The organism is Amycolatopsis stemonae, from assembly GCF_054781455.1.
This window is the reverse complement of sequence record NZ_BAAGUJ010000001.1, coordinates 1,036,219-1,057,465: the sequence shown is the minus strand read 5'-3', so window position 1 is coordinate 1,057,465 and position 21,247 is coordinate 1,036,219. Positions and strand designations below refer to the sequence as shown.

The 21,247-nt window shown below is 70.1% G+C and carries 21 protein-coding genes; 16 read left to right on the top strand and 5 right to left on the bottom strand.

Annotated features, from left to right (window positions below):
* Position 1: 1 nt before the first annotated feature.
* The 3 genes from ACYVLJ_RS05250 to ACYVLJ_RS05240 all read right to left on the bottom strand — a co-directional run bounded on the left by ACYVLJ_RS05250 (position 2) and on the right by ACYVLJ_RS05240 (position 3,112).
* Complete coding sequence (locus tag ACYVLJ_RS05250; RefSeq protein WP_460437914.1) at positions 2-619, bottom strand: hypothetical protein; 618 nt, start codon at positions 617-619, stop codon at positions 2-4.
* On the bottom strand, positions 616-1,440 hold the full coding sequence (locus ACYVLJ_RS05245) for a hypothetical protein (RefSeq protein WP_460437913.1): 825 nt from the start codon (positions 1,438-1,440) through the stop codon (positions 616-618). The genes ACYVLJ_RS05250 and ACYVLJ_RS05245 overlap by 4 nt, the downstream gene beginning before the upstream one ends.
* A 1,216-nt stretch (positions 1,441-2,656) precedes the next feature.
* Positions 2,657-3,112 (bottom strand): GreA/GreB family elongation factor, encoded by a 456-nt coding sequence (locus tag ACYVLJ_RS05240; RefSeq protein ID WP_451969295.1) that lies wholly within the window; start codon positions 3,110-3,112, stop codon positions 2,657-2,659.
* Positions 3,113-3,235: 123 nt separating this feature from the next.
* Here ACYVLJ_RS05240 and ACYVLJ_RS05235 point away from each other — a divergent pair, with 123 nt between their 5' ends.
* The 6 genes from ACYVLJ_RS05235 (at position 3,236) to ACYVLJ_RS05210 (ending at position 7,988) form a co-directional block, all read left to right on the top strand.
* A complete protein-coding gene (locus ACYVLJ_RS05235; protein ID WP_451969293.1) occupies positions 3,236-3,823 on the top strand; it encodes a TetR/AcrR family transcriptional regulator in 588 nt (195 codons plus the stop codon).
* A gap of 88 nt (positions 3,824-3,911) precedes the next feature.
* A complete protein-coding gene (locus tag ACYVLJ_RS05230; RefSeq protein ID WP_460437912.1) occupies positions 3,912-5,132 on the top strand; it encodes a M14 family metallopeptidase in 1,221 nt (406 codons plus the stop codon).
* 93 nt (positions 5,133-5,225) lie between these two features.
* Positions 5,226-5,744: a gamma carbonic anhydrase family protein gene (locus tag ACYVLJ_RS05225; RefSeq protein ID WP_086853334.1), complete on the top strand. Its 519-nt coding sequence runs from the start codon at positions 5,226-5,228 to the stop codon at positions 5,742-5,744.
* Between the two features lie 33 nt (positions 5,745-5,777).
* On the top strand, positions 5,778-6,200 hold the full coding sequence (locus ACYVLJ_RS05220; protein WP_460437911.1) for an uL11 family ribosomal protein: 423 nt from the start codon (positions 5,778-5,780) through the stop codon (positions 6,198-6,200).
* Position 6,201: 1 nt separating this feature from the next.
* Positions 6,202-6,606 carry a hypothetical protein gene (locus ACYVLJ_RS05215; RefSeq protein ID WP_451969288.1) on the top strand — a complete coding sequence of 135 codons (405 nt, stop codon included), beginning with the start codon at positions 6,202-6,204 and terminating at the stop codon, positions 6,604-6,606.
* A 113-nt stretch (positions 6,607-6,719) separates the two neighbouring features.
* Positions 6,720-7,988, top strand: coding sequence for a serine hydroxymethyltransferase (locus ACYVLJ_RS05210; protein ID WP_460437910.1), 1,269 nt, complete (start codon positions 6,720-6,722; stop codon positions 7,986-7,988).
* Here ACYVLJ_RS05210 and ACYVLJ_RS05205 read toward each other — a convergent pair.
* Complete coding sequence (locus ACYVLJ_RS05205) at positions 7,976-8,737, bottom strand: inositol monophosphatase family protein (protein WP_451969286.1); 762 nt, start codon at positions 8,735-8,737, stop codon at positions 7,976-7,978. The genes ACYVLJ_RS05210 and ACYVLJ_RS05205 overlap by 13 nt on opposite strands.
* Before the next feature lie 82 nt (positions 8,738-8,819).
* Between ACYVLJ_RS05205 and ACYVLJ_RS05200 the strand changes: the two genes are divergently transcribed.
* Entirely contained in the window at positions 8,820-9,737 is a 918-nt protein-coding gene (locus tag ACYVLJ_RS05200) for an Lrp/AsnC family transcriptional regulator (RefSeq protein ID WP_451969285.1), read from the top strand.
* Positions 9,738-9,830: 93 nt separating this feature from the next.
* Complete coding sequence (locus ACYVLJ_RS05195; protein ID WP_460437909.1) at positions 9,831-11,480, top strand: MDR family MFS transporter; 1,650 nt, start codon at positions 9,831-9,833, stop codon at positions 11,478-11,480.
* Positions 11,481-11,535: 55 nt separating this feature from the next.
* Here ACYVLJ_RS05195 and ACYVLJ_RS05190 read toward each other — a convergent pair whose 3' ends face one another.
* On the bottom strand, positions 11,536-12,048 hold the full coding sequence (locus tag ACYVLJ_RS05190) for an inorganic diphosphatase (RefSeq protein ID WP_451969875.1): 513 nt from the start codon (positions 12,046-12,048) through the stop codon (positions 11,536-11,538).
* A 173-nt stretch (positions 12,049-12,221) separates the two neighbouring features.
* On the opposite strand from ACYVLJ_RS05190, the gene dacB reads away from it, so the two are divergent.
* From dacB to ACYVLJ_RS05150, 8 genes are all read left to right on the top strand, one after another.
* Positions 12,222-14,693 (top strand): D-alanyl-D-alanine carboxypeptidase/D-alanyl-D-alanine-endopeptidase, encoded by a 2,472-nt coding sequence (dacB, locus tag ACYVLJ_RS05185; protein WP_460437908.1) that lies wholly within the window; start codon positions 12,222-12,224, stop codon positions 14,691-14,693.
* A 93-nt stretch (positions 14,694-14,786) separates the two neighbouring features.
* Complete coding sequence (locus tag ACYVLJ_RS05180) at positions 14,787-15,797, top strand: zinc-dependent metalloprotease (RefSeq protein WP_451969873.1); 1,011 nt, start codon at positions 14,787-14,789, stop codon at positions 15,795-15,797.
* The gene (gene tilS, locus ACYVLJ_RS05175) at positions 15,794-16,753 is read left to right on the top strand and encodes a tRNA lysidine(34) synthetase TilS (RefSeq protein WP_451969280.1); all 960 of its coding nucleotides are present in this window, start codon (positions 15,794-15,796) and stop codon (positions 16,751-16,753) included. The genes ACYVLJ_RS05180 and tilS overlap by 4 nt, the downstream gene beginning before the upstream one ends.
* A 3-nt stretch (positions 16,754-16,756) precedes the next feature.
* Entirely contained in the window at positions 16,757-17,308 is a 552-nt protein-coding gene (gene hpt / locus ACYVLJ_RS05170; protein WP_451969279.1) for a hypoxanthine phosphoribosyltransferase, read from the top strand.
* 144 nt (positions 17,309-17,452) lie between these two features.
* On the top strand, positions 17,453-17,818 hold the full coding sequence (locus tag ACYVLJ_RS05165; RefSeq protein ID WP_451969278.1) for a hypothetical protein: 366 nt from the start codon (positions 17,453-17,455) through the stop codon (positions 17,816-17,818).
* Between the two features lie 23 nt (positions 17,819-17,841).
* Positions 17,842-19,254: a hypothetical protein gene (locus tag ACYVLJ_RS05160; RefSeq protein ID WP_451969277.1), complete on the top strand. Its 1,413-nt coding sequence runs from the start codon at positions 17,842-17,844 to the stop codon at positions 19,252-19,254.
* A 61-nt stretch (positions 19,255-19,315) separates the two neighbouring features.
* Positions 19,316-20,101 carry an ESX secretion-associated protein EspG gene (locus tag ACYVLJ_RS05155; RefSeq protein WP_460437907.1) on the top strand — a complete coding sequence of 262 codons (786 nt, stop codon included), beginning with the start codon at positions 19,316-19,318 and terminating at the stop codon, positions 20,099-20,101.
* Positions 20,102-20,384: 283 nt separating this feature from the next.
* Positions 20,385-21,212, top strand: coding sequence for an ESX secretion-associated protein EspG (locus ACYVLJ_RS05150; RefSeq protein WP_451969275.1), 828 nt, complete (start codon positions 20,385-20,387; stop codon positions 21,210-21,212).
* Positions 21,213-21,247 lie beyond the last annotated feature (35 nt).

The following is a 21,247-nucleotide window of genomic DNA, read 5'->3' as shown; positions in this document are numbered from 1 at the left end:
GCTACCTCACTAGGTCGCGCCACTGCGGATTCTTGACTTTCACGTGAGCCGTCAGCCTGCCGAGGTGTCCTCGGATAGCACGTAGTGCAGTGGTATCACCATTATCGAGATCCACTGAAAGCATGTTACTGCCGATTTTAACGATCGCGTAAGCGTCACCTTCGCGATCCACGATGATCTCCAATGAGAACTCATCAGCATACCAAACTGCCGCCACTCCACCGTCGCCGTCAGGCGAAATATGGGGGTAGACGGATGTAGAGTCGCAGATGGCGTAGAGAATCCGCATCAGCCGAGTGAGCACATCTCGATCAACTGAAAAGTCGTCGTCAAGCTCGTGAACTCGTGATTTATGGAGAATCTGCGAAACCTTCGACTCGATGTGTTCCCAAATCGAGTGCCTGCCGGGGCCGCGGAACTTGGCTCGCAGGGGTTCATCAGGCCCCGCCTTCGGGTCGATGTGCCGGCCGCCTTCTGGCTGAGCAAGTGAAGTATATCGATGCTTTCGCATGCGAACTGCCGCGACGGCGGTGCGAAAATGCTTGTGATCGTCCCAAAAAGCAGCCGTAGCGTCCCGCGCTGCGGCCGGCATCACGATTCCGAGTCCTTGCACCGTCATCTCTCCCCCCAAGAAGACTTCAAGGAATCATCGAACAGCTGCGTAAAGAGCGTATATAGCTCGTCGTGTGCTTGCTGCAACCGCTCGGCTGGGTCATCGCCTTTCGAGAGATCTGCCCGCCCGCTGATGGTTAGGAGCGTGGCTGGCGCTTTTCCATCATCGTTTTTGTCGGCGGTGTCAAGAGCGCTAGCGGCGAAGCTGATTCCCTCGCCTCGTCGTGTCGAATCCACGCCAACAAGAAGGGTGATGTTTGAGTTTTTTTCCGTCGGGCAGACGTGCTTTCGGACGGCCGTCGTGCCCTCCGTGATCACATCTTGGTCGGCCTCGGTGATCTGCTCGCCTGCGACAACCCGACGCGAAACAATGTTCGAATCAAATAGATCGAGGTAGTTCTCGTACTCGATAGTTGCGCGCACCAATGCGGGATCTTCGTTTCCTGATTCGCGCAAGGCCTCAGTGAATTCTTCGAACCTTTTCTTGAAGTCTTGACTTAGTTCAGCAAAGCCTGGATAGCGATTGTTTGGCGTGAAGTACCAAGTGAGGCCAAATCGATCGGCTTGGATCAGTATCTGCTTTTCGCGCTCTTTAGACGCAAAAATGCATGCCGGCATTGGCCATTTGTCGTCGACGAATGTTATTGAATCAGTTGGATTCCAAGGCGCCAGAGGAGCTTTTTCCTCAACTCGTGGCAACTCGTTGGCCCAGGCATTGCGAAGGGTCGACAAATGCAGGGCGGACAGGGTGTAGATCGTCTCGAACCAAAAGGTTAAATTGACTTCCGACACGGGAGGCCGAGCGAACTCCTCGTGCTCGGCGCTCATGCTGCCCACATCCGCATCGTCTGACTGCCTTCCCTGTCCATACAGAACGCTTGTCCTATATGCTCCAAAATCATCGTACATGTGTCGCCGCTCACATCGCCATATTTAGGGTTGCGCTTGAGTTTCCTGGGAATGATAGTTATCAGATTGTTACGCGAAGGGCTTCGTTTGTTACATTGATCCATGATCGGCGACATCTTGAGGGGCGAGACGTCGGCGCGGCCGTCAGGTGCGGCAAGCGGCCAGCCAAAGTCTCGATGCCTGAGCACACGTGTGAACGGACCGTTGCGTTCATGATCCTTTTTTGGCACGTCCCTCCCTTCGGTAGTCGACGGTAAGCGGAACGCTCATGACACCTGACTCGTTACTGGTATGAACCAGATCGCGTCGACTTCCACTCGAACGTCGCAGTAGTGATCTTTCTTGCGGGCCCTTCGCGTCACCCGGTCTGGCTACGGTTAGCGCTCTGGGTGGGTGACTGGCCTGCCGCCAGGCTTCGTGCTCGACTGTCCGCCCACAAGCCGGGTATCCGCGTCCTCTGGAGCGCTCTCGGACCGTTCTGGTCCTCTTCGCACGCAGACTTGCCGAACTGGTCGAACGGGCAGCAGAGCTGGAACAAGCTCAAAGCGGCCTCTTGTATGACGAGTGATCATCGCCGAGTGCGACGTCCAGCGCCCCCGTGAGGGTTGAGAGCGGCGCCGGAACTCGGTCCGATCGGCGAGCGGCCGGCGACGCGCTGATATGCGTCGCCTGGAGAGTCGGGGCAAGCCGATGCTGCGGTCGGTCTCTGGACGAGATGCGCCTTCGTGAGGTGACTCGGAGGCCGTTGAGGGGCAAAGTGAGTGACGATCGGGGTGTCCCCTCGTGGACTTCTGCGGACGCTCGCGGACTTGGGTCCGCAGGTGCAGGTACTGGTAGCCAGACGAGAAGGTGACGAATTCCACTCGTAATGAATAGGTCGGGGGTTCGATTCCCCCAGGCGGCTCCGCAAATGGACGACCCCTGCCCCTCTAGGGCAGGGGCCGTTTTTTGCTCCGCTTGTCCCGTGGGGGCGCAGCCCCCACACCCCGCCCGGAGGGCTTCGCCCCCGGACCCCCTGCCGTGGTTGCCTTGGGTGGGCGGGCGGGTTTTTGTTTCTGAGAACCACCCGTACGGGTCAAGTTTGGGACGGCAAAGGGCCCCCAGCTTGTGACTGGGGGCCCTTTGAGGGGCTCGGCTACTTCGGGGGGGCCAGTTTGACCACCGTGGCTTTTGCGTCGCCTCTGGGGGTTTTGTAGGTGATCTCGTCGCCTGACTTGGCTCCTACCAGGGCCAGGCCCAGGGGGCTGTCCGAGGTGATCGCGTCCGCGTCTTCGCCCGGGACCGTGACCACCTGGAACGTCTCTTCGTCTCCGTCCGAGAAGCGGAGCGTCACCGTCGTGCCGTCCGGGAGCTGGGCGTTGCCGTAGCCGCCGTGCTCCATCTTCGCGGCCAAGTCGGCGATCTGGCGGTCCAGCCGGGCCGCCGACTCCGCGCGGTCGATCACGTCCGCCTGGTCCGCCGCGTCCCCGGTGCGCTCCTGCTCGCCGGGTTGCGGCGCGAGAGCGGCCCGTTGCGCGCGCAGGTTCGCGATTTCCTTCTCCAGCTGGCTGCGCGCGGCCGAGCTGAGCCCCTTGTCCCCTGAGATCACCATGCCGCGCATTGTCCGCCGCACGGACCGGGGTGGCCAATCCGGTTTTTCACCCCGAGGTCACCCGCAGGACGTCTGCCCTAGGATTCGGGGCTGCCGTCCAGGAAGAAGGTAACGAGAATCACCGTGAGCGCAGTCCCCGGTCGCAGCGACCGGCTCTCCCCCAACCAGCTGGCCAAGCAGGACCAGATCGTCGAAGCCGCGCGGGTCGTCCTCGCGCGCGACGGACTCGCCGGGTGCACCGTCCGGGCCATCGCCGACGCCGGGCCGCTCACCAAGAGCGCCATCCACTACTACTTCGCCGACATCGACGTCCTCATCGACCGCGCCATGGCCGCGCACATCACCGCCTTCGCCGCGGGACTGCGCGAAGTTGCCGCGAAGCACGAAGAACCGCGCAAGCGCCTCTTCGCCGTCCTCGAGGAGTACCTGCGCGTCTTCGCCGCCAACCCCAACGCGGCCTTCCTCTGGTTCGAGTACTGGATCGCGGCCGGCCGCGCCCAGCACCCGCAGGCCATCGACGTCATGCTCACCTCGCTCACCGAGCTGCTGGCCGAGCTGCTCGCCCCGCTCGACGTCGACGACCCGCGGGCCCGGGCCCGCGCGCTGCTGTCCTACCTGCTCGGCACGGTCGTCCAGCAGCGGGTGCGGCCTCGGCCGTTCGCCACGCTGCGCGCCGACATCGAGGCCCTCTGCTTCGCCAACTACGGCTAGCAACGCCCTGAAGATCCGTAGACGTACGGATTGCGCACTACGTCCGGCTCCCGCCAAGGTCGAAGCACCCTCGAGAGCAGGAGACGTGATGCGCCCACGAACGTGCACGGCGGCGGCCGCGGCCGTCCTTCTGATCCTCGCCACCGGCGGCCAGGCCGCCGCCCAGCCGTCCGGACCGCAGGTCTACGAGGTGACCGGCACCGGCACGGCCCAGCAACGCACCGACGTCGCGACGACCGGCGCCGACATCCTCGACAGCACGAACGGCACGACGACGGTCATCGCCAACCCGGGCGAAGCGGCCCAGCTGCGCGCGCTCGGCTTCGGCGTCAAAGCGCTCGGCGCGGTGAACCGGCCCCAGGGCGCCGCGGCCGTCGAGGACTTCCCGGCCGGTTACACCGGCTACCACACCTACGCCGAAACCCAGACCGAGCTGCAGAAAACCGTCGCGAACCACCCGACGCTGACGAAGCTCGGCAGCGCCGGCACGTCGTACGAAGGCCGCGCGCTGTCGCTGATCAAGATCTCCGACAACGCCGCGACCGACGAGAACGAGCCCGAGGTCCTCTTCACCTGCAACCAGCACGCGCGCGAGCACCTCACCACGGAGATGTGCCTGCACATCGTGCAGCGGCTGACCAGCGGCTACGCGACGGATCCCGCGATCAAGCGGCTCGTGGACAGCACCGAAATCTGGGTGATCCCGAGCGTCAACCCGGACGGTTCCGAGTACGACATCTCCGGCGGCACCTTCCACAGCTGGCGCAAGAACCGCCAGGGGCCCGGCACCGACACCAACCGCAACTGGGGCTACAAGTGGGGCTGCTGCGGCGGCTCGTCGGGCTCGACGTCCAGTGAGACCTACCGCGGCACGGCGGCGTTCTCGGCGCCCGAAACCCGCGCCGTCTCGAACTGGGTGAACTCGCGCGTGGTCGGCGGCGTCCAGCAGATCAAGACGCACATCGACTTCCACACCTACTCCGAGCTGGTGCTCTGGCCGTTCGGCTACACCTACGCTGACACGGCGCCGGGCCTGACCGCGGCCGAGGCGCAGAAGTTCCAGACGCTGGGACGGCAGATGGCCGCGACCAACGGCTACACGCCGGAGCAGTCCAGCGACCTCTACATCACCGACGGCAGCGTCAACGACTGGATGTGGGCGACGCACAAGATCTGGAGCTTCACCTTCGAGATGTACCCGAAGGGCTCGAACCCGGGCTTCTACCCGCGGGACACGCAGATCGTGCCGCAGACGACCCGCAACGACCAGGCGGTCGACATCCTGATCAACGCGGCGATCACCGGCTGACCCCGGGGTGTTTCCGGGGGTTCCGGGCGGCGGGGCCCCCGGCCCGAGGCGAAGCCTCGGATGTCACGGCGCGGGGCGGTTTAGGGTCTGGGCATGCCTCTGTTCTCGTTCGAAGGGCTCAGCCCGCAGGTCCACCCGGACGCCTGGATCGCCCCCACCGCCACCCTCATCGGCGACGTCGTCGTCGAGAAGGACGCCTCGATCTGGTTCGGTGCCGTGATCCGGGCCGACTTCGGCCGGATCGTCATCCGCGAGGGCGCCAACATCCAGGACAACTCGGTGATCCACGTCAACGACGGCGTCTGCGAGGTGGGCAAGAACGTCACCGTGGGCCACCAGTGCCTGGTGCACGACTGCACGATCGGGGAGCAGGCGCTGATCGGCAACGGCTCGACGGTGCTCGACAAGGCGAAGATCGGCGCGCGTGCGCTGGTCGCGGCCGGGGCCACCGTGACACCGGCGACCGAGGTGCCCGACGAGGTCATCGCGATGGGCAGCCCGGCGAAGAAGTTCGTGCCGCTGACCGACTCGGCCCGGATGTGGGTCGAGCACAACGCGGCGATCTACCAGGAGCTGGCGCGGCGGCACCGCGCGGGCACGAAACCGGTTTGACTCTCCAGTAACTGGAGACCCTAGCTTCGGGGCATGGCTCCGAAGAAACTCACCCACCAGGTCACCCTCGAACTCAGCGCCGGGAACGCCCCGGTCGTCGACCTCGGCAAGATGCTGGGGCAGACCGGGGTCAACCTCGTCGAGGTCAAGAAGGCCTACGACGCCGCGACGGCGGCCCAGCGCGGCGACATCGTGCCGGTGGTCGTCTCGGTGTTCGAGGACCGCTCGTTCGCGCTGCGGCTCAAGACGCCGCCGACCGCGTTCCTCATCAAGAAGGCGTTGGGGGACAAGGGTTCCTCGCGCCCCGGGCACGAGGTCGCGGGGAAGCTGACCAAGGACCAGCTGCGGGAGATCGCCGAACGCAAGCTGCCCGACCTCAACACTTCCGACGTCGAGATGGCGATGCGCACGATCGCCGGCACGGCCCGGTCCATGGGCGTCGTGGTCGTGGACTGACGTGCGCAAGCACGCGGTCGTGCCGCCGTTCCGCGCACTGGACCCCGAGCTCGGCGTCGCGGAACGGTTGCTGCGCCAGGGAAATCCGCAGCTGTGCGGCATCGTCGCGCAACTGCCCGATGAACACGCGGCCGCGCGCCGCCTCAACGCCGTGCTGGCGGAGGCGGGGGCGCGGCCGCGGCTCGTCGACACCGGCGCGGTGTGGCGGATCGTCTACGTGACTCCCCGCGCGGAGACGGGCGAGCTGGCGGCGGGGGCCGCGGGGCTCGCGGAACTCGTCACGGTCGGCGGCTGGCGGCGGGTCAAGCGGTGCGCGACCTGCGCGCGGCCGTTCTGCGACCGGACGTCCGGGTGCACCCGCAAGTGGTGCGCCGAACACCGCCGGGCCGCCAGCGACGTGGACTAGGCTCTTTCCCGCAGCAGCGACTGGCGCCATCGAGGTGGAGCACCACCGGGAAGCGAACGACGAGGCCGGCACCGCGCGCCTGGGTGAAGGCCACTCCAGAGCCGGAGTACGCCATGACACACCAGCCGAAACTGACCGCGCTCGCCGCGGCGGACCCCGCGATCGCCGGGCTCGTCGAGGACGAGGCGAAGCGCCAGCACGACAAGATCCGCTTGATCGCGTCGGAGAACTACGTCTCGCAGGCCGTGCTCGAGGCGACCGGCACCGTGCTGACCAACAAGTACTCCGAGGGGTACGCGGGCAAGCGCTACTACGAGGGCCAGCAGTTCATCGACCAGGTGGAGCAGCTCGCGATCGAGCGCGCGAAGGCCGTGTTCGGCGCGGACCACGCCAACGTCCAGCCGTACTCCGGGTCGCCGGCGAACCTGGCCGTGTACCTCGCGTTCGCGCAGCCCGGCGACACCGTGCTCGGCATGGCGCTGCCGGACGGCGGTCACCTCACGCACGGCTGGAGCGTCTCGGCGACCGGCAAGTGGTTCACGCCGGTGCGCTACGCCGTCGCGAAGGAGACCGGCCGCGTCGACCTCGACCAGGTGCGCGACCTCGCGCGCCAGCACCGGCCGAAGCTCATCTTCGCCGGCGGCACGGCCATCCCGCGCACGATCGACTTCCCGGCGTTCGCCGAGATCGCCCGCGAGGTCGACGCCGTGCTCGTCGCCGACATCGCGCACATCGCCGGGCTCGTCGCGGGCGGCGCGCACCCGTCGCCGGTCGGGCACGCGCAGGTCATCACGACGACCACGCACAAGACCCTGCGCGGCCCGCGCGGCGCGATGATCCTCTCCGACGCTGACCACGCGAAGGCCGTCGACAAGGCGGTGTTCCCGGGCCTGCAGGGTGGCCCGCACAACCACACGACCGCGGCGATCGCCGTCGCGCTGGGCGAGGCGCAGCAGCCGTCGTTCTCGGAGTACGCGCACACGATCGTCGCCAACGCGAAGGCGCTGGCCGACGCGCTGCTGGCGAAGGGCTACGACCTCGTGTCCGGCGGCACGGACAACCACCTGCTGCTGATCGACCTGACGAACAAGGCGGTCGCGGGCAAGCCGGCCGCGCAGGCCCTCGACCGCGCGGGCATCGAGCTGAACTACAACACGGTGCCGTTCGACCCGCGCAAGCCGTTCGACCCGTCCGGCATCCGGCTCGGCACGTCCGCGATCACCACACGCGGGCTGAAGCCGGAGCACCAGCCGCAGGTGGCGGAGTGGATCGACCGCACGGTGACCGCGGCGGCCGCGTCCGACGAGTCCTCGCTCGACTCGATCGCCGCGGAGATCCGCGAGTTCCTGGCGCCGTTCCCGATCCCGGGCTACTCCGCCTGACGCAGGACGTCGCGCACCAGCGGGTGCAGAGCCGGTGCGGCGGCGAGGAAACTGCCGGCCGACGGCGTCCACGGGGCGCCGTCGGCGGTGGTGACCACCGCACCGGCCTCGCGCGCGACCAACGCCGCGCCGGCGAGGTTCGTCGCGTCCGTGCCGTACTGCCAGAAGAGGTCCAGCCGCCCGGCGGCGACGTCGGCGACCTGCCACGACGTCGGCCCGAGGTTCCGCACCGCGGCGACCTCTTCGAGGACTGCGGTCAGCGATCGCCCGGCGGCCTGGGCCACGCCCGGCTGTCCGGTGACGAACGGCGGCTGGCTGGTCGCGGCGACGACCGCGTCGAGCGTCTTCTTGCGTGACGGCTCGATCGGCTTGCCGTTCCTGGTCGCGCCTTCGCCCTTCCGCGCGGCGTAGGTCTCCCGCAGCCACGGCGAGTGCAGCACGGCCAGCTCGGGTTCGCCGTCGCGGACCAGCGTCACGGTGACGCAGTACTGCGGCAGGCCCTGGAGCAGCTGGACGGCGCCGTCCAGCGCGTCGACCACCCAGACTTCGCCGCTCGGCAGGTCGCCGAATTCGCCCGCCCAGCCCGCGCCCGGCCGGAGGTCGGTGAGCGCGGCGCGCAGGTCGGCGGCCAGCGGGTCGTCGATGGCGGAGAAGGTCGTGCCCAGTTCTTCGAGCGAAGCGGGCGGCCGTTCCGGCGCCCGGACGTCGGCGGCCAGGGTTTCCACGATGTCGATCACGGACTTCATCATGGGGTCAGAATCGGGCCGGAACGGCTGCGCGAGGTACTCCAGCACTACGGCATGAGCGAAACTGGACTGCATGGTGCACCTGATGACGGAAATCGAACAGCGGGTGGTTTCGGCCCTGCAGCTCGACGGCCGCGCCGGGCCCGGCCGGATCGCCGAAGTGCTCGATCTTTCGCCGCGCACGGTCACCCGCGTCATCGCCCGCCTGCGTGCCGACGGCCGCCTCGAGGTGGTCTGCGTCCCGAACCCGGCGCACGGCCTGCGCGGGGCGATGCTCCTGCGGGTCAAGGTGCTGCGGGGCCGGACGTCGGTGATCGCCGAAGGGCTGGCCAAGCGCGACGATGTCCTGTTCGCCGACATCCTCGCGGGCGGCGAAGAGATCAGCGCCGTCGCCCTCGGGGGTCTCGACGGGCGGCTGGTGCACGACGCGCTGCCGTCGACGAACGCGGTCACCGAGCTGCGAGCCCACTCGGTGCTGCACGTCTTCTCCGACGCGACGCAGTGGCGCACCGGCCTGCTCTCCGACGCCGAGGTCGCCGCGCTGACCCCGCCGCCGTCCGGCGAGGACGTCACCCTCGACGACCTCGACCGGCGGCTGCTGCACCGGCTGGCCGCCGACGCCCGGCTCGGGCCGGGCGAGCTGGCGACCGAGGCCCCGGAGTCGACCGTGCGGCGACGGCTCGACCGGCTCGCCGCGGCCGGCCGGCTCCACACCTACGCGAACGTGGACGTCAAAGCGCTGGGCCTGGAGATCGACGCCAACGTCTGGATGACCGTCCCGCCCGGCCGTCTCGACGAGGTCGGGCGGGCCCTGGCGAGCCACCCGATGGTCCACGGCACCCTCGCCACGACCGGGGTCACGAACCTGATGGCCGCCGTCTGGTGCCGTGACCTGGGCGCTCTCTACGCCTTCGTGACCGGCCTCGATGTGCCGTCCGCCGAGGTCACGGTGGTCGCGAAAGCCGTCAAGCGCGGGACGAGACCGGGCTCACAGAAAACTTGATTGCACCATACAAGCTTCCGCGGAATACTTGGCCGAGGCAAGTAGTTGAGGGGTACAAGCAACTACGACGAAGGCTTACCGAGGGAGACCACCATGAGCGACACCACCACGGCGGAAGGAGCAGCCGCTACGAACGGCAAACTGTCCCACCGCCAGATCCTGACCGTCCTGTCCGGGCTGATGCTCGGCATGTTCCTCGCCGCGCTCGACCAGACCATCGTGTCGTCGTCGATGCGCACCATCGCCGACGAGCTGCACGGCCTGAGCCTGCAGGCGTGGGCGACCACCGCCTACCTGATCACCGCGACGCTCTCGACGCCGCTGTACGGCAAGCTGTCCGACCTCTACGGCCGCAAGCCCATGTACCTGACGGCGATCTCGCTGTTCCTGGTCGGTTCGCTGGCCAGCGGCATGGCGACGTCGATGTACGAGCTCGCCGCGTTCCGCGCCTTCCAGGGTCTCGGCGCCGGTGGCCTGATGTCGCTCGCACTGGCGATCATCACCGACATCACCGCGCCGCGTGAGCGCAGCAAGTACCAGGGCTACTTCATGGCGGTGTTCGGCATCTCGAGCGTCGCGGGCCCGGTCGTCGGCGGCTTCTTCGCCGGCATCGACTCCTTCGCCGGCATCACCGGCTGGCGCTGGGTGTTCCTGGTCAACGTCCCGATCGCGCTCGCCGCGCTGGTCGTCGTCAGCAAGGTCCTGAACCTCCCGCACACCCGCGTCGACCAGAAGGTGGACTACTGGGGTGCCGTCGCGCTGGCCACCGGCCTGGTGCCGCTGCTGATCGTCGCCGAGCAGGGCCGTGAGTGGGGCTGGGGCTCCGCCGCCTCGATCGCGATGTACGTCGTCGGTGCGCTGGGTGTGGCCGCCTTCGTCTGGATCGAGCGCCGCATGGGCGACGCCGCCCTGCTGCCGCTGCGCCTGTTCAAGCGGCCGGTGTTCCGGATGTCGACGCTCGTCACGGTCGTGCAGGGCGCCGGGATGTTCGGCGCGATGATGTCGCTGCCGCTGTACCTGCAGATCGTCAAGGGCGCGACGCCGACCCAGGCGGGCCTGCAGATGCTCCCGCTGACGCTGGGCATCATGACCGCGAGCATGACCAGCGGCCGGCTCATCTCGAAGACCGGGCGCTACAAGATGTTCGCCGTGGCCGGCATCGGCCTGATGGCGGCGGCGCTGTTCGCCCTGTCGACGATCACCGTCGACACCTCGCTGGCGCTGGTCATGGTCATCGCCTTCGTGATCGGCCTCGGCCTCGGCGCCTCGATGCAGACGCTGGTGCTGGCCGCGACCAACGACGTCCGCCCGCAGGACATCGGCGTCGCCACCTCGGCGGCGACCTTCTTCCGGCAGATCGGCGGCACGGCGGGCACCGCGGTGTTCCTCTCGATCCTGTTCGGCACGGTCGCCGACAAGATCGCGAACGCCGTCCGCTCGGCGATGACCACGCCGGCCTACGTGTCGGCGCTGGCCCAGCACCCCGAGTTCGCGCAGCAGATGAAGAGCGGCCTGGACGTCAACGACACGTCGTTCCTGTCCTCGCTGGACCCGACGCTGGCCCGGCCGATCCTGCAGGGCTTCGCCGAGTCGATGAGCACGGTGTTCCTGGTCGGCGGGATCGTGCTGACCGTGGGCTTCGTCCTGGTGTGGTTCCTCAAGGAGAAGCCGCTCTCGGACAAGTCCGCGATGGAGCAGCGCGCGGAGGCCGAGGACGCTCCCGCCCTCGCCATGGCGCACTGACCGGGGAATGAGAAAGGCCCCCTCGGGACGATCCCGAGGGGGCCTTTTCACGGGCTCAGTGGCCGCCGTCGGCCTCTTCCTTGGCCAGGCGGTCCTTCTCGCGCTCGTACGAGCGGGCGATCTCGTTCTCGGCCTCGGTGCGGCCGACCCAGGACGAGCCTTCGACGCTCTTGCCGGGCTCGAGGTCCTTGTAGACCTCGAAGAAGTGCTGGATCTCCAGCTTGTGGAACTCGTTCAGGTGGTGGATGTCGCGCAGGTGCTCCAGGCGCGGGTCGTTCGTCGGGACCGCGAGGACCTTGTCGTCCGGGCCCTTCTCGTCGGTCATCCGGAACATGCCGATCGCGCGGCAGCGGATCAGGCAGCCCGGGAACGTCGGCTCCTGCACGAGGACCAGCACGTCGAGCGGGTCGCCGTCCTGGCCGAGGGTGTCGTCGATGAAGCCGTAGTCGGCCGGGTACTGGGTGGCCGTGAACAGGGTCCGGTCCAGTTTGATGCGGCCGGTCTTGTGGTCGACCTCGTACTTGTTGCGTTCCCCTTTGGGGATTTCGATCGTGACGTCGAACTCCACGGCGTCCTCGCTGCTTCTCGATATCCGGGCGTGCCCCGCGTCGCGGGCGGCAACCTTCATGACTGTCTTGACGTCTCCTAGTGTGGACTACGCCCTGCCGCGGGGTCGCATCGATGTCGGCCACGCGGCATGTGAGCTTGGCCCCTTCCGGGGCAGGTGAGAAGGAGTGGTGGGTGCCGGAAAACGACCAGCCGATGTGGCCTTCGTCGGACGAAGACCGCTCGTCGTCCGGCGCGCGGAAGACCACCCCGATGTCGCTGCCCGACCCGCCGGAGAGCCCTCCGGACCGGCCGGGCGTGCCCAACGTCACAGGCAGTGAGGCGCCGAAGGGGTCGTGGTTCGCGCCGAACGTCGAGCCCGAGCCGATCCCGGGGCTGAACGTCCCCGCCGAAGAACCCGCGCCGCCGCCGACCCCCGCCAAGCAGGACCTCGCCGACCGCCTGGGCTCGCGCGACCCCAAGCCGGTCGGGGCCAAGCCCGCCGAGCCGGCCCCGACCGCGGAGAACACCCAGTTCATCGAGGTCGAGCAGCCGCCCAAGAAGGCGCCGTGGGTGCCGGTGGAACGCAACGTCTGGCCTGCCGAGCAGCAGGACCGGCACGAAGAGCCTCAGACCGAGAAGCCCGAGTCGCAGCCGTGGCGGGAGGAGCTGCAGCTGTGGCGCGAGGAGCAGCAGCGCCGGGAAGAGCAGCTGCAGCGCGCTGACCAGCAGCGCCGCGAGGAATCCCAGCCGCGGACGGAGGAACCGCAGCCGCGGCGGGACGAGCCCCAGCCTCCCCGGGAGGAGCCGCAGGCGCGCCAGGAGGAGCAACCACGCCGGGACGAGCCTCAGCCGCGTCGGGAGGAGCCGCAGGCCTACCGAGACGAGCCCCAGGCGCGGCGGGACGAGCAGCCGCGGCGCGATGAGCCGCAGCCCCGCGGCGAGGAGACCCAGCAACTGCGGCCCCAGCAGCCGCAGCGGCCCCAGGAACCGCAGCCGCCGTGGGCGCAGCGCGTGGACGTGGCGGACGGCCGGCCCGCGCTGCCGCCGGAGCCGCCGCGCGGGGTCGTCCCGCCGGCGTCCGCGGGCTCGCTGGCCCGGCCGATGCGGATCGAACCGGACGGGCAGCGCTTCGACGCCGAGGCGACCGTCGGGATCGAGCGGCCCACCCAGTTCCCCGGGGCCTTCCAGCAGCAGCCGCAGCAGCGCGGCGAACCGCCCGCCGAACCCCCGGCGACGCCACCGGCCGCGACCGCCGAGGAGCCGCCGAAGAAGAAGCGGCGCAAGGGCAAGATCATCGCGCTCGTCGTGGTCGTCCTGCTGGTCCTGGCCGGCGGCGGCATCGCGGCCGCGATGCCGAAGGTGTCGAACCGCCTCGGCCTGCCGTGGGCGCCGAACGCGCCGAAGGGCGACAGCCCGGAACCGGCCGCGGCGACACGTCAGCTGCAGGGGCCGGACACGTCGGGGCAGGCGCCGACCGCGAACGGCGTCAAGTCCGCGCTGGCCGGCGCGGCCGCGAACAGCGCCCTCGGCCAGCTCAACGGGAGCGTCGTCGACCCGGTGACCGGCACGACGCTGTGGGACCACAGCTCGGCGACCGCCGTGACCCCCGCGTCGACGACGAAGGTGCTCACTTCCGCGGCCGCCCTGCTCGCGCTGGACCCGAACACCCGGCTGTCGACGAAGATCGTCCAGGGCGCCGACCCGGGGACGGTGATCCTGGTCGGCGGCGGCGACGTCACCCTCACCGGGCTGCCGCTGGGCACCGAATCGCCGCTGTACCCGGGCGCCGCGCACGTCGACGACCTCGTCGCGCAGGTCAAGAAGGCCAACCCCGGCGTCAAGAAGGTGCAGGTCGACCTCAGCCTGTTCAAGGGCGCGACGACCGCGCCTGGCTGGGCCGCGGGCGACGCGCCGTCGACGTTCGCCACCCAGATCGGGTCGGTCATGGCCGACGCCGGGCGCCTGGACCCGAAGAACAACAACTCCCAGCGCGCGCCGAACGCGGGGAGCGCGCTGGCGTCGACGATCGCGTCGAAGCTGAGCGCGTCGCCCGGCGGGCAGGCCACCGCGCCGAAGGACGCGAAGGTGCTCGCCGAGGTCAAGTCGGCGCCGCTGACCGAGCTGGTCTCGGACACGATGGAGCTGTCCGATGACGTCCTCGCCGAAGCCCTCGCACGGCAGGTCGCGCTGGCGTCCGGCCAGGAAGCGAGCTTCGCCGGCGGCGCGGCGGCGACACTGAAGGTGCTCAAGGACCACGGCTTCGACACCAGTGGCGTCAAGCTCTCCGACGGCAGCGGCATCTCGACGGAGAACAAGATCCCGGCGAAGCTGCTGACCCAGCTGATGGCGGCCGCGGCGGCACCGGAGGGCAAGAACGAGAACACCGCCAAGCTGCGCCCGATGCTGGCCGGCCTCCCGGTGGCGGGCGGCTCGGGAACCCTCGCCGACAAGCGCTTCGAGACCCCGGCGTCCCAGGCGGGCCGCGGCTGGGTCCGCGCCAAGACGGGCACCCTGACCGGCGTGAACACGCTCGCCGGCCTCGTCCTGGACCAGGACGGCCGGGTGCTGGTGTTCGCGTTCATGTCCAACGGCTCGGACCAGCAACCGGGCCGTGACGCCATCGACGCCTTGGCCACGAGCCTCCGCAAGTGCGGATGCTCGTAGCCGCGGACGCCGAACCGTGCGGAGATCGTGGCCGGAAACCCGTCCCGGGCAGGTAGCGTCGGAAGGGTGAGTCAGGAAACCGAGACCCGGCCCATGGTCGACTGGGCGCTCGCCGCGCAGACCGGCGCGCTGCTCGTGCGCGGCGGCCCGCAGGTCCCGCGCGAAGAGGCCGAAGCGGCCGTCACCGACCTGCGTGAGCTCACCGTCGAAGCCGAGGGGCACGTCCGGCAGCTGACGAGCCTGGGCCTCGACCTGCCGCTGCTGCCCGGCGAAGTCGTCGACCGCCCCGGCTGGGTGCGCTCGGCCGCGGCCGGGCTGGACGCGCTCACCGGGCGAGCGCTGCCGCAGCAGGGCGGGCCGTTCGGCCCGATCCTGGCCGGCGGTGCCGGCGTGCAGACCGGGCTGGTGCTCGCGTTCCTGGCCAGCCGCGTGCTCGGCCAGTACGACCCCTTCGGCGGCCCCGAGCGCGAAGGCCAGCTGCTGCTCGTCGCGCCGAACGTCGTCGCCGCCGAGCAGGCCATGCAGGTCCCCGGCCACGACTTCCGGCTCTGGGTCTGCCTGCACGAGTGCACCCACCGGCTGCAGTTCACCGCGGTCAAGTGGCTGCGCGACTACTTCGCCGACGAGGTCGAGCGGCTCGTCTCCGGGCTCGCGGGCGGTGGCTCCGACAGCCTGGCCGACCTGGTCGGGCGCCTCCCCGAGGCGATCAAGCAGGGCCCGAAGCTCAACCTCGCGGAGCTGCTCCAGTCGCCGAAGGAACGCGCCGTGTTCGACCGGCTGCTGGCCCTTTCGACGCTGCTGGAGGGCCACGCCGACTACGTCATGGACGCCGTCGGCCCGCAGGTCGTGCCGAGCGTCGACACGATCCGCGCGCGGTTCACCGCCCGGCGCAAGGGCGGCGGCGTCTTCGACCGGCTGCTGCGCGCGCTGCTCGGCGTCGACGCGAAGATCCGTCAGTACGAAGAAGGCGCGAAGTTCACGAAGCACGTCGTGGACGCCGTCGGCATGGACGGCTTCAACGCCGTCTGGCGATCGCCCAACACCCTGCCGTCGCGCGCCGAGATCTCCGATCCGGCCGCGTGGGTCCGGCGCCTGCACGGATGACCGGGCCGGCGGTCGCGGCGGTCCGGCGGGCGGTCCGCGCCTTCCTCGAGACCGTCGAGCCGCCGCCCGAGCTGTGCGTCGCGGTCTCCGGCGGTGCCGATTCCCTCGCCCTCGCCGAGGCCACGGCGTACGTGGGGCACGGGCAGGGCCGCCGCGTCCGCGCGCTGGTCGTCGACCACGGCCTGCAGGAGGGCTCGGCGAAGATCGCGCGCGACGCCGCCGCGGCCGCGAAGTCGCTCGGCGCGGACGACGCCGAGGTGCGCCGGGCGGACGTCACCGGCCCGGGCGGCCCGGAAGCCGCCGCGCGCAAGGCCCGCTACCACGCGCTGCGCGGACACGAGCTCGTCCTGCTCGGCCACACCCTCGACGACCAGGCCGAAACGGTCCTGCTCGGGCTCGGGCGCGGCTCCGGCCCCCGCAGCGTCGCCGGGATGCGGCCGCACGACCCGCCGTGGGGCCGACCGCTGCTGGCGGTGCCGCGCGCGACCACCCGGGCCGCCTGCGCCGAGCTCGGTGTCGAGCCCTGGGAGGACCCGCACAACGCCGAGCCGCGCTTCACCCGCGTCCGGTTGCGCACCGAAGTGCTGCCACTGCTGGAAGACGTCCTCAACGGCGGCGTCGCCGGCGCGCTCGCCCGCACGGCCGCGCAACTGCGTGAGGACAGTGAGGCACTGGACACATTGGCGGACATGATCTTCACCCGCGCGGGCGGCTCCGAAGGGCTGGATGTCGGCGTGCTCGCGCCCGAGCCCGCGGCGGTGCGGCGGCGGGTTCTCCGCAGGTGGCTGCTGCAATCGGGTGTGCGCGAGCTCACCGACGGGCACCTCCGGGCCGTCGACGAGCTCGTCGCCCGGTGGCGTGGTCAGGGCGGCGTGTGGCTGCCGGGCAACTTGGAGGCGCGCCGGGCACGTGGCAGGCTCTGCATCACCTCCCAACCCACCACTCGAGGAGAATGACCCGTGTACGAGGGCGAAATCGCCTCCGTGCTCGTCACCGAGCAGCAGATCCAGGACAAGATCGCGGAGCTGTCGGCGCAGATCGCCGCCGACTACCCGGCCAACGGGCAGGGGGAACTCCTGCTGGTGGGCGTCCTGAAGGGCGCGGTCATGTTCATGACCGACTTCGCCCGCGCACTGCCGCTGCCGACGCAGCTGGAATTCATGGCCGTCTCCTCGTACGGCTCGTCGACGTCGTCGTCCGGCGTCGTGCGGATCCTCAAGGACCTCGACCGGGACATCGCCGGCCGGGACGTGCTGATCGTCGAGGACATCGTCGACTCCGGCCTCACGCTGTCGTGGCTGCTGAAGAACCTCGCGAGCCGCAACCCGGCGTCGCTCGAGGTCGTTTCGCTGCTGCGCAAGCCGGAGGCGGTCAAGGTGGACGTCCCGGTGAAGTACATCGGCTTCGACATCCCCAACGAGTTCGTCGTCGGCTACGGCCTGGACTACGCCGAGCGGTACCGGGACCTGCCCTACATCGGCACGCTGGACCCGAAGGTGTACACCTCCTAGTTCACCGACCGTTCACCGCAACCACCGGATCCGCGGAACCCCGGGCACGAAGTTTGCGTCATAGGCTCTGATCACGTGCGTTAACCTATGCGAAGACCATTCGTGCCCGCGGTGACCGGGTCGGGGGAACGGGAGAGAGCTCAGATGGGGAACAGCAGCGCTGCCGACGCGAACGCCTTCAAGGCCGCCGCCGCGGCGGGCCAGGTCGGGATCGACCCCGACGCCGCGCAGATCGTGCTGAACAAGATCCGCACGGGCAAGGACGCGGTCGAGGCCCTGCTCGCCGGCGCGGGCACGCTCGCGCAGCCGCCGAAGCTCGGGGACAACCCGGTCGGCAACGCGATGGCGGCGAAGTTCGTCCAGCGCGCGGACGGCGGGAACGACTCCTACGCGTCCGCGCTGCAGAACCTGCTCGACCAGTACACGGCGGCCGAAGAGGGCATCGTCACGGCGATGTCGCGGTACCACGAGATCGACAACGCCGCGGCCGAACCGTTCCGCAACGCCTGAGCCACAAGGGGGATTTGGAAGTCATGGCTCCGAACCACAGCGACCAGCCGGCGACGACCGCTCCGGGCTCGACCGGCCAGGGCTCGATCGTGCCGCTCGGCGACAACGCCGCGTCGCAGAACATCGTCGACAACGCCCGCGGCAGCGCCGGCGGCTTCGACATGGGCAGCGACCGCGCGATCGCCAACCCGCCGAACTGGAACGCCCAAGCCAGCCAGCAGCTCTACGCCGGCGCGGTCAACAACAACGACCCCGGCACGGCCGAGGCGACCGGGCAGGCCTGGGCGCACCACGGCAGCGAGCTGAAGCAGGCGTCCGACCACCTGTACAACGCGATCTCCGAGCTGGGCAACGCCTGGGTCGGCCGCGGTGCCGCGGGTGCGCAGGGCGCGCTGGTGGCCATCGCCAACTCGGGTTCGCAGGCGTCCGACGCCGCGCACACGATGTCCGACCGGCTGGCCCGGCAGGCCGCCGCGGCCGCCGAGGTCAAGAAGATGCCGGCCCCGAAGGACTACGACCCCAAGCAGGCCATGGCGGCCGCGCTGGCCGGGGGCCCGGCGGCCCTGATCGCCGACCAGAAGGCCCAGGCGGACGCGGCCAACGACGTCAAGGCGCAGCAGGTCGCGTTCTTCAACGCCTACACGAAGTCGATGAGCGAGGTCGACAGCACGACCCCGAGCTTCGGCCCGGAGTCGCTCGGCATGAAGCCGACGGGCTCGCACAACTCCGTGTCGTTCAACGCGATCAACGCGGTCGGCAGCACCGGTCCGGTTTCGGGCCTGTCCGGCGCGGGCGGCGCGGTGTTCACCGCCGGCGCCTCGGGCTTCGGCGGCCACGGCGGCGCGTTCGACGCGCAGCACGCGGCGGTCGGCCCGAACGGCGTCCACGGCGGTGTCGCGGGCGGCGGCTTCGGCCACGACGCGGCGGCGCTCGGCGGCGACGGCACGGGCGGCGTGGGCGGCACGGCGGCGGGCACGAACACCGGCGCGGGCCACGTCGCCCCGGGCGCCGGGCAGGCCGGCGGCGGCAGCACGCTCGGCAAGATCGGCATGGGCCTCGGCATCGGCGGTGCCGCCGGTGGCCTCGGCGCGCTGGCCTCCCGCGCGCTGGGCAAGGGCAGCAAGTCCGGGGCGAAGGCCGAGAACGAGACGAGCCTGGCGTCGGCCGAAGGCCAGGGCCAGAGCGCCGCGTCGGCGCAGGCGCCCCAGCAGGGTCTCGTCTCGTCGGCGGGCACCATCGGCGGGCAGGCCGCGCCGCCGATGAACCCGGGCGGCATGGGCGGCATGGCCCCGCGCGGTGCCCAGGGCGAGCAGGACGAGGAGCACACGCACGCGTCCTTCCTCATCGAGGCGGACCCGGACGAGGCCTTCGGCGCGAACCAGGCGACCCCGCCGCCGGTCATCGGCGCGTGGTCCGAGGACGACGAAGACCGCTGATCCTTCCGGGCCGGGCACGCCGACGGTGTGCCCGGCCCGTTTTCTCCTTGGGGGTGGCTCGATGCCCAACGCTGAGCTGCTCACCCCGGTCGAGGTGGACTTCCTGTGGGAGTCCGCCGGGCTGGGCGAGCTGCCGTACCCGCTGCGCGTCCGGTCGCACGGCGAAACCGTGGACGAGCGGTCGCTGCTGCGCCGCCGCACGCTGGAGGCGTTGACCGCGCGTGGCTTGGCCGACGGCCGAGGCCGTCCGGAACCGCACGTCGAGGACTACTTCGGGGTGCTCGCGCAGCCCGAGCTGAGCCTGGACGCCATCCAGCTGATCGCCCCGGACGCCGAGCCGCTGCTCGCGGTCGCCGGCGTGCTGGGCGGGATGGGCCTGCTCGCGGTCCAGGACAGGCGCGGCCTGCACCTGCAGCCGTGCCCGGTGGACGGCCTCGCGAGCGCGATCGTCTCGCTGCTCCCGGGCGCCCCGCGCGGCTCCGAAAAGTCGATCACAGTCCCGCTGGAGCAGCTGGTCGGCGCGCACGGCGTCGACTTCCTGCAGCGCCGCGGCAACGGCGAAGAGCGCAGCTCGGCCGACGAAGACCGCAAGGCGCTGGCCCGCCTGCACGCGCAGCCGCGGCTGCGCGGCGGCCAGATCGCGGCCAACGCCCGCTCCCGGATGGGCGGCCGGACCCGGACCCCGGTGCTGAGCTGGTTCGACACCGAGACGGGCCGCTACTTCACCCAGGCCACCCGGGGCCGCGACGGCCGCGACTGGATCACGATCGCCCCGGCGGACGCGGCCACGCTGCGCCACCGGCTCGGCGAGATGCTCGCCGGAGCCTCGACGACGAGCACGGTCTGACGCACCGGACCGGACGAGAAGGGCGTTCCAAGGACGCTGTCGAGGTGGTTGGCGCGGCCTGGACGCCGCCGAGCCTCGCGCCGACCGGTCGGTGATCGCGCCGGACCTGTCATTCATCGCCTTATGTCCATGAATGACCCATTCACGGCATTCCGCCCAGCCTCGTCGCCCTGCGTCGGCTCTGCCAAGATCGGGCTCCGGCTTCTCCGAGCGTGCTCGGCCGATGATCACTTTTTGTCGGTGGTGCGGGCTACGCTGAGCAAGAGTCCGATCCGGGAGAGTAGTGATGCAAGAGTTCTTCTCGCCGCTGGCGTTCGACTTCCTCTGGGAAGCGGCGCAGGTCGGGGAGCTGCCGTACCCGCTGCTGGTCCGGTCGCACGGTGCGACCGAAGACGAGCGCGTCTCGCTGCGCCACCGCGTCGACGCCGAGCTGAAGGCGCGCGGCGTCCGCGACCCGCGCGGCCGGCTCGCGCCGCCGATCGAGGACGCGCTGCAGCTGCTCGCGTTCGCGCCGCTGACCATCGACGCGCTGCACATCCCGCAGTTCGACGCGCCCACGGTCGGCGTGCTCGCGGCGGCCGACGACACCACGGGCGTCATCGCGATCCAGGACGGTGACGGCATCTGGTTGCGCGACGCCCCACCGGACGGCCTGGTGTCCGCCGTGATCGCGGTGCTGCCCGCCGGCCCGCGCGGGAGCGAGTCGTCGATCACACTTCCGCTGGACGACGCGCTGCGCACGGCCCCGATCCGGGTGCCCGTGTCGTTGCCGTCGAACCCGGGTGAGGAAGAAGACAGGCGCCGCGGCCGGGCCCGCCGCACCCCGCTGAGCGAACGCGCGACGGTCGACCCGCGCGAGGCGTACGGTCGGATCGCCGGCCAGCCGCGGCAGCGCGGCGGTCAGCTGGCAGCGAACAGCCGTTCGCAGGTCGGGGCCAAGCAACGGTCCCGGGTGCTGGCCTGGTTCGACACCGCCACCGGGCGCTACCTGAGCGTCTCCCGCGCTGGTACGGACGGCCGCGAGTGGGTCACGGTCGCCCCGGCCGACCCGAAGACGCTGCGGATGCGGCTGGGAGAGATGGTGAGCAGTGTGTCCGACGGCACGCGATAGCGTGACCACCGCGGACGCCGGGCGGGAACCCGGGC

What these genes read in the sequence shown, in the direction of transcription:
- ACYVLJ_RS05250 (WP_460437914.1), bottom strand. Translation starts at nt 619, where the DNA reads ATGACGGTGCAAGGACTCGGAATCGTGATGCCGGCCGCAGCGCGGGAC.
- ACYVLJ_RS05245 (WP_460437913.1), bottom strand. Translation starts at nt 1,440, where the DNA reads ATGAGCGCCGAGCACGAGGAGTTCGCTCGGCCTCCCGTGTCGGAAGTC.
- ACYVLJ_RS05240 (WP_451969295.1), bottom strand. Translation starts at nt 3,112, where the DNA reads ATGGTGATCTCAGGGGACAAGGGGCTCAGCTCGGCCGCGCGCAGCCAG.
- ACYVLJ_RS05230 (WP_460437912.1), top strand. Translation starts at nt 3,912, where the DNA reads ATGCGCCCACGAACGTGCACGGCGGCGGCCGCGGCCGTCCTTCTGATC.
- ACYVLJ_RS05225 (WP_086853334.1), top strand. Translation starts at nt 5,226, where the DNA reads ATGCCTCTGTTCTCGTTCGAAGGGCTCAGCCCGCAGGTCCACCCGGAC.
- ACYVLJ_RS05220 (WP_460437911.1), top strand. Translation starts at nt 5,778, where the DNA reads ATGGCTCCGAAGAAACTCACCCACCAGGTCACCCTCGAACTCAGCGCC.
- ACYVLJ_RS05210 (WP_460437910.1), top strand. Translation starts at nt 6,720, where the DNA reads ATGACACACCAGCCGAAACTGACCGCGCTCGCCGCGGCGGACCCCGCG.
- ACYVLJ_RS05205 (WP_451969286.1), bottom strand. Translation starts at nt 8,737, where the DNA reads ATGATGAAGTCCGTGATCGACATCGTGGAAACCCTGGCCGCCGACGTC.
- ACYVLJ_RS05200 (WP_451969285.1), top strand. Translation starts at nt 8,820, where the DNA reads ATGACGGAAATCGAACAGCGGGTGGTTTCGGCCCTGCAGCTCGACGGC.
- ACYVLJ_RS05195 (WP_460437909.1), top strand. Translation starts at nt 9,831, where the DNA reads ATGAGCGACACCACCACGGCGGAAGGAGCAGCCGCTACGAACGGCAAA.
- ACYVLJ_RS05180 (WP_451969873.1), top strand. Translation starts at nt 14,787, where the DNA reads ATGGTCGACTGGGCGCTCGCCGCGCAGACCGGCGCGCTGCTCGTGCGC.
- tilS (WP_451969280.1), top strand. Translation starts at nt 15,794, where the DNA reads ATGACCGGGCCGGCGGTCGCGGCGGTCCGGCGGGCGGTCCGCGCCTTC.
- ACYVLJ_RS05165 (WP_451969278.1), top strand. Translation starts at nt 17,453, where the DNA reads ATGGGGAACAGCAGCGCTGCCGACGCGAACGCCTTCAAGGCCGCCGCC.
- ACYVLJ_RS05160 (WP_451969277.1), top strand. Translation starts at nt 17,842, where the DNA reads ATGGCTCCGAACCACAGCGACCAGCCGGCGACGACCGCTCCGGGCTCG.
- ACYVLJ_RS05155 (WP_460437907.1), top strand. Translation starts at nt 19,316, where the DNA reads ATGCCCAACGCTGAGCTGCTCACCCCGGTCGAGGTGGACTTCCTGTGG.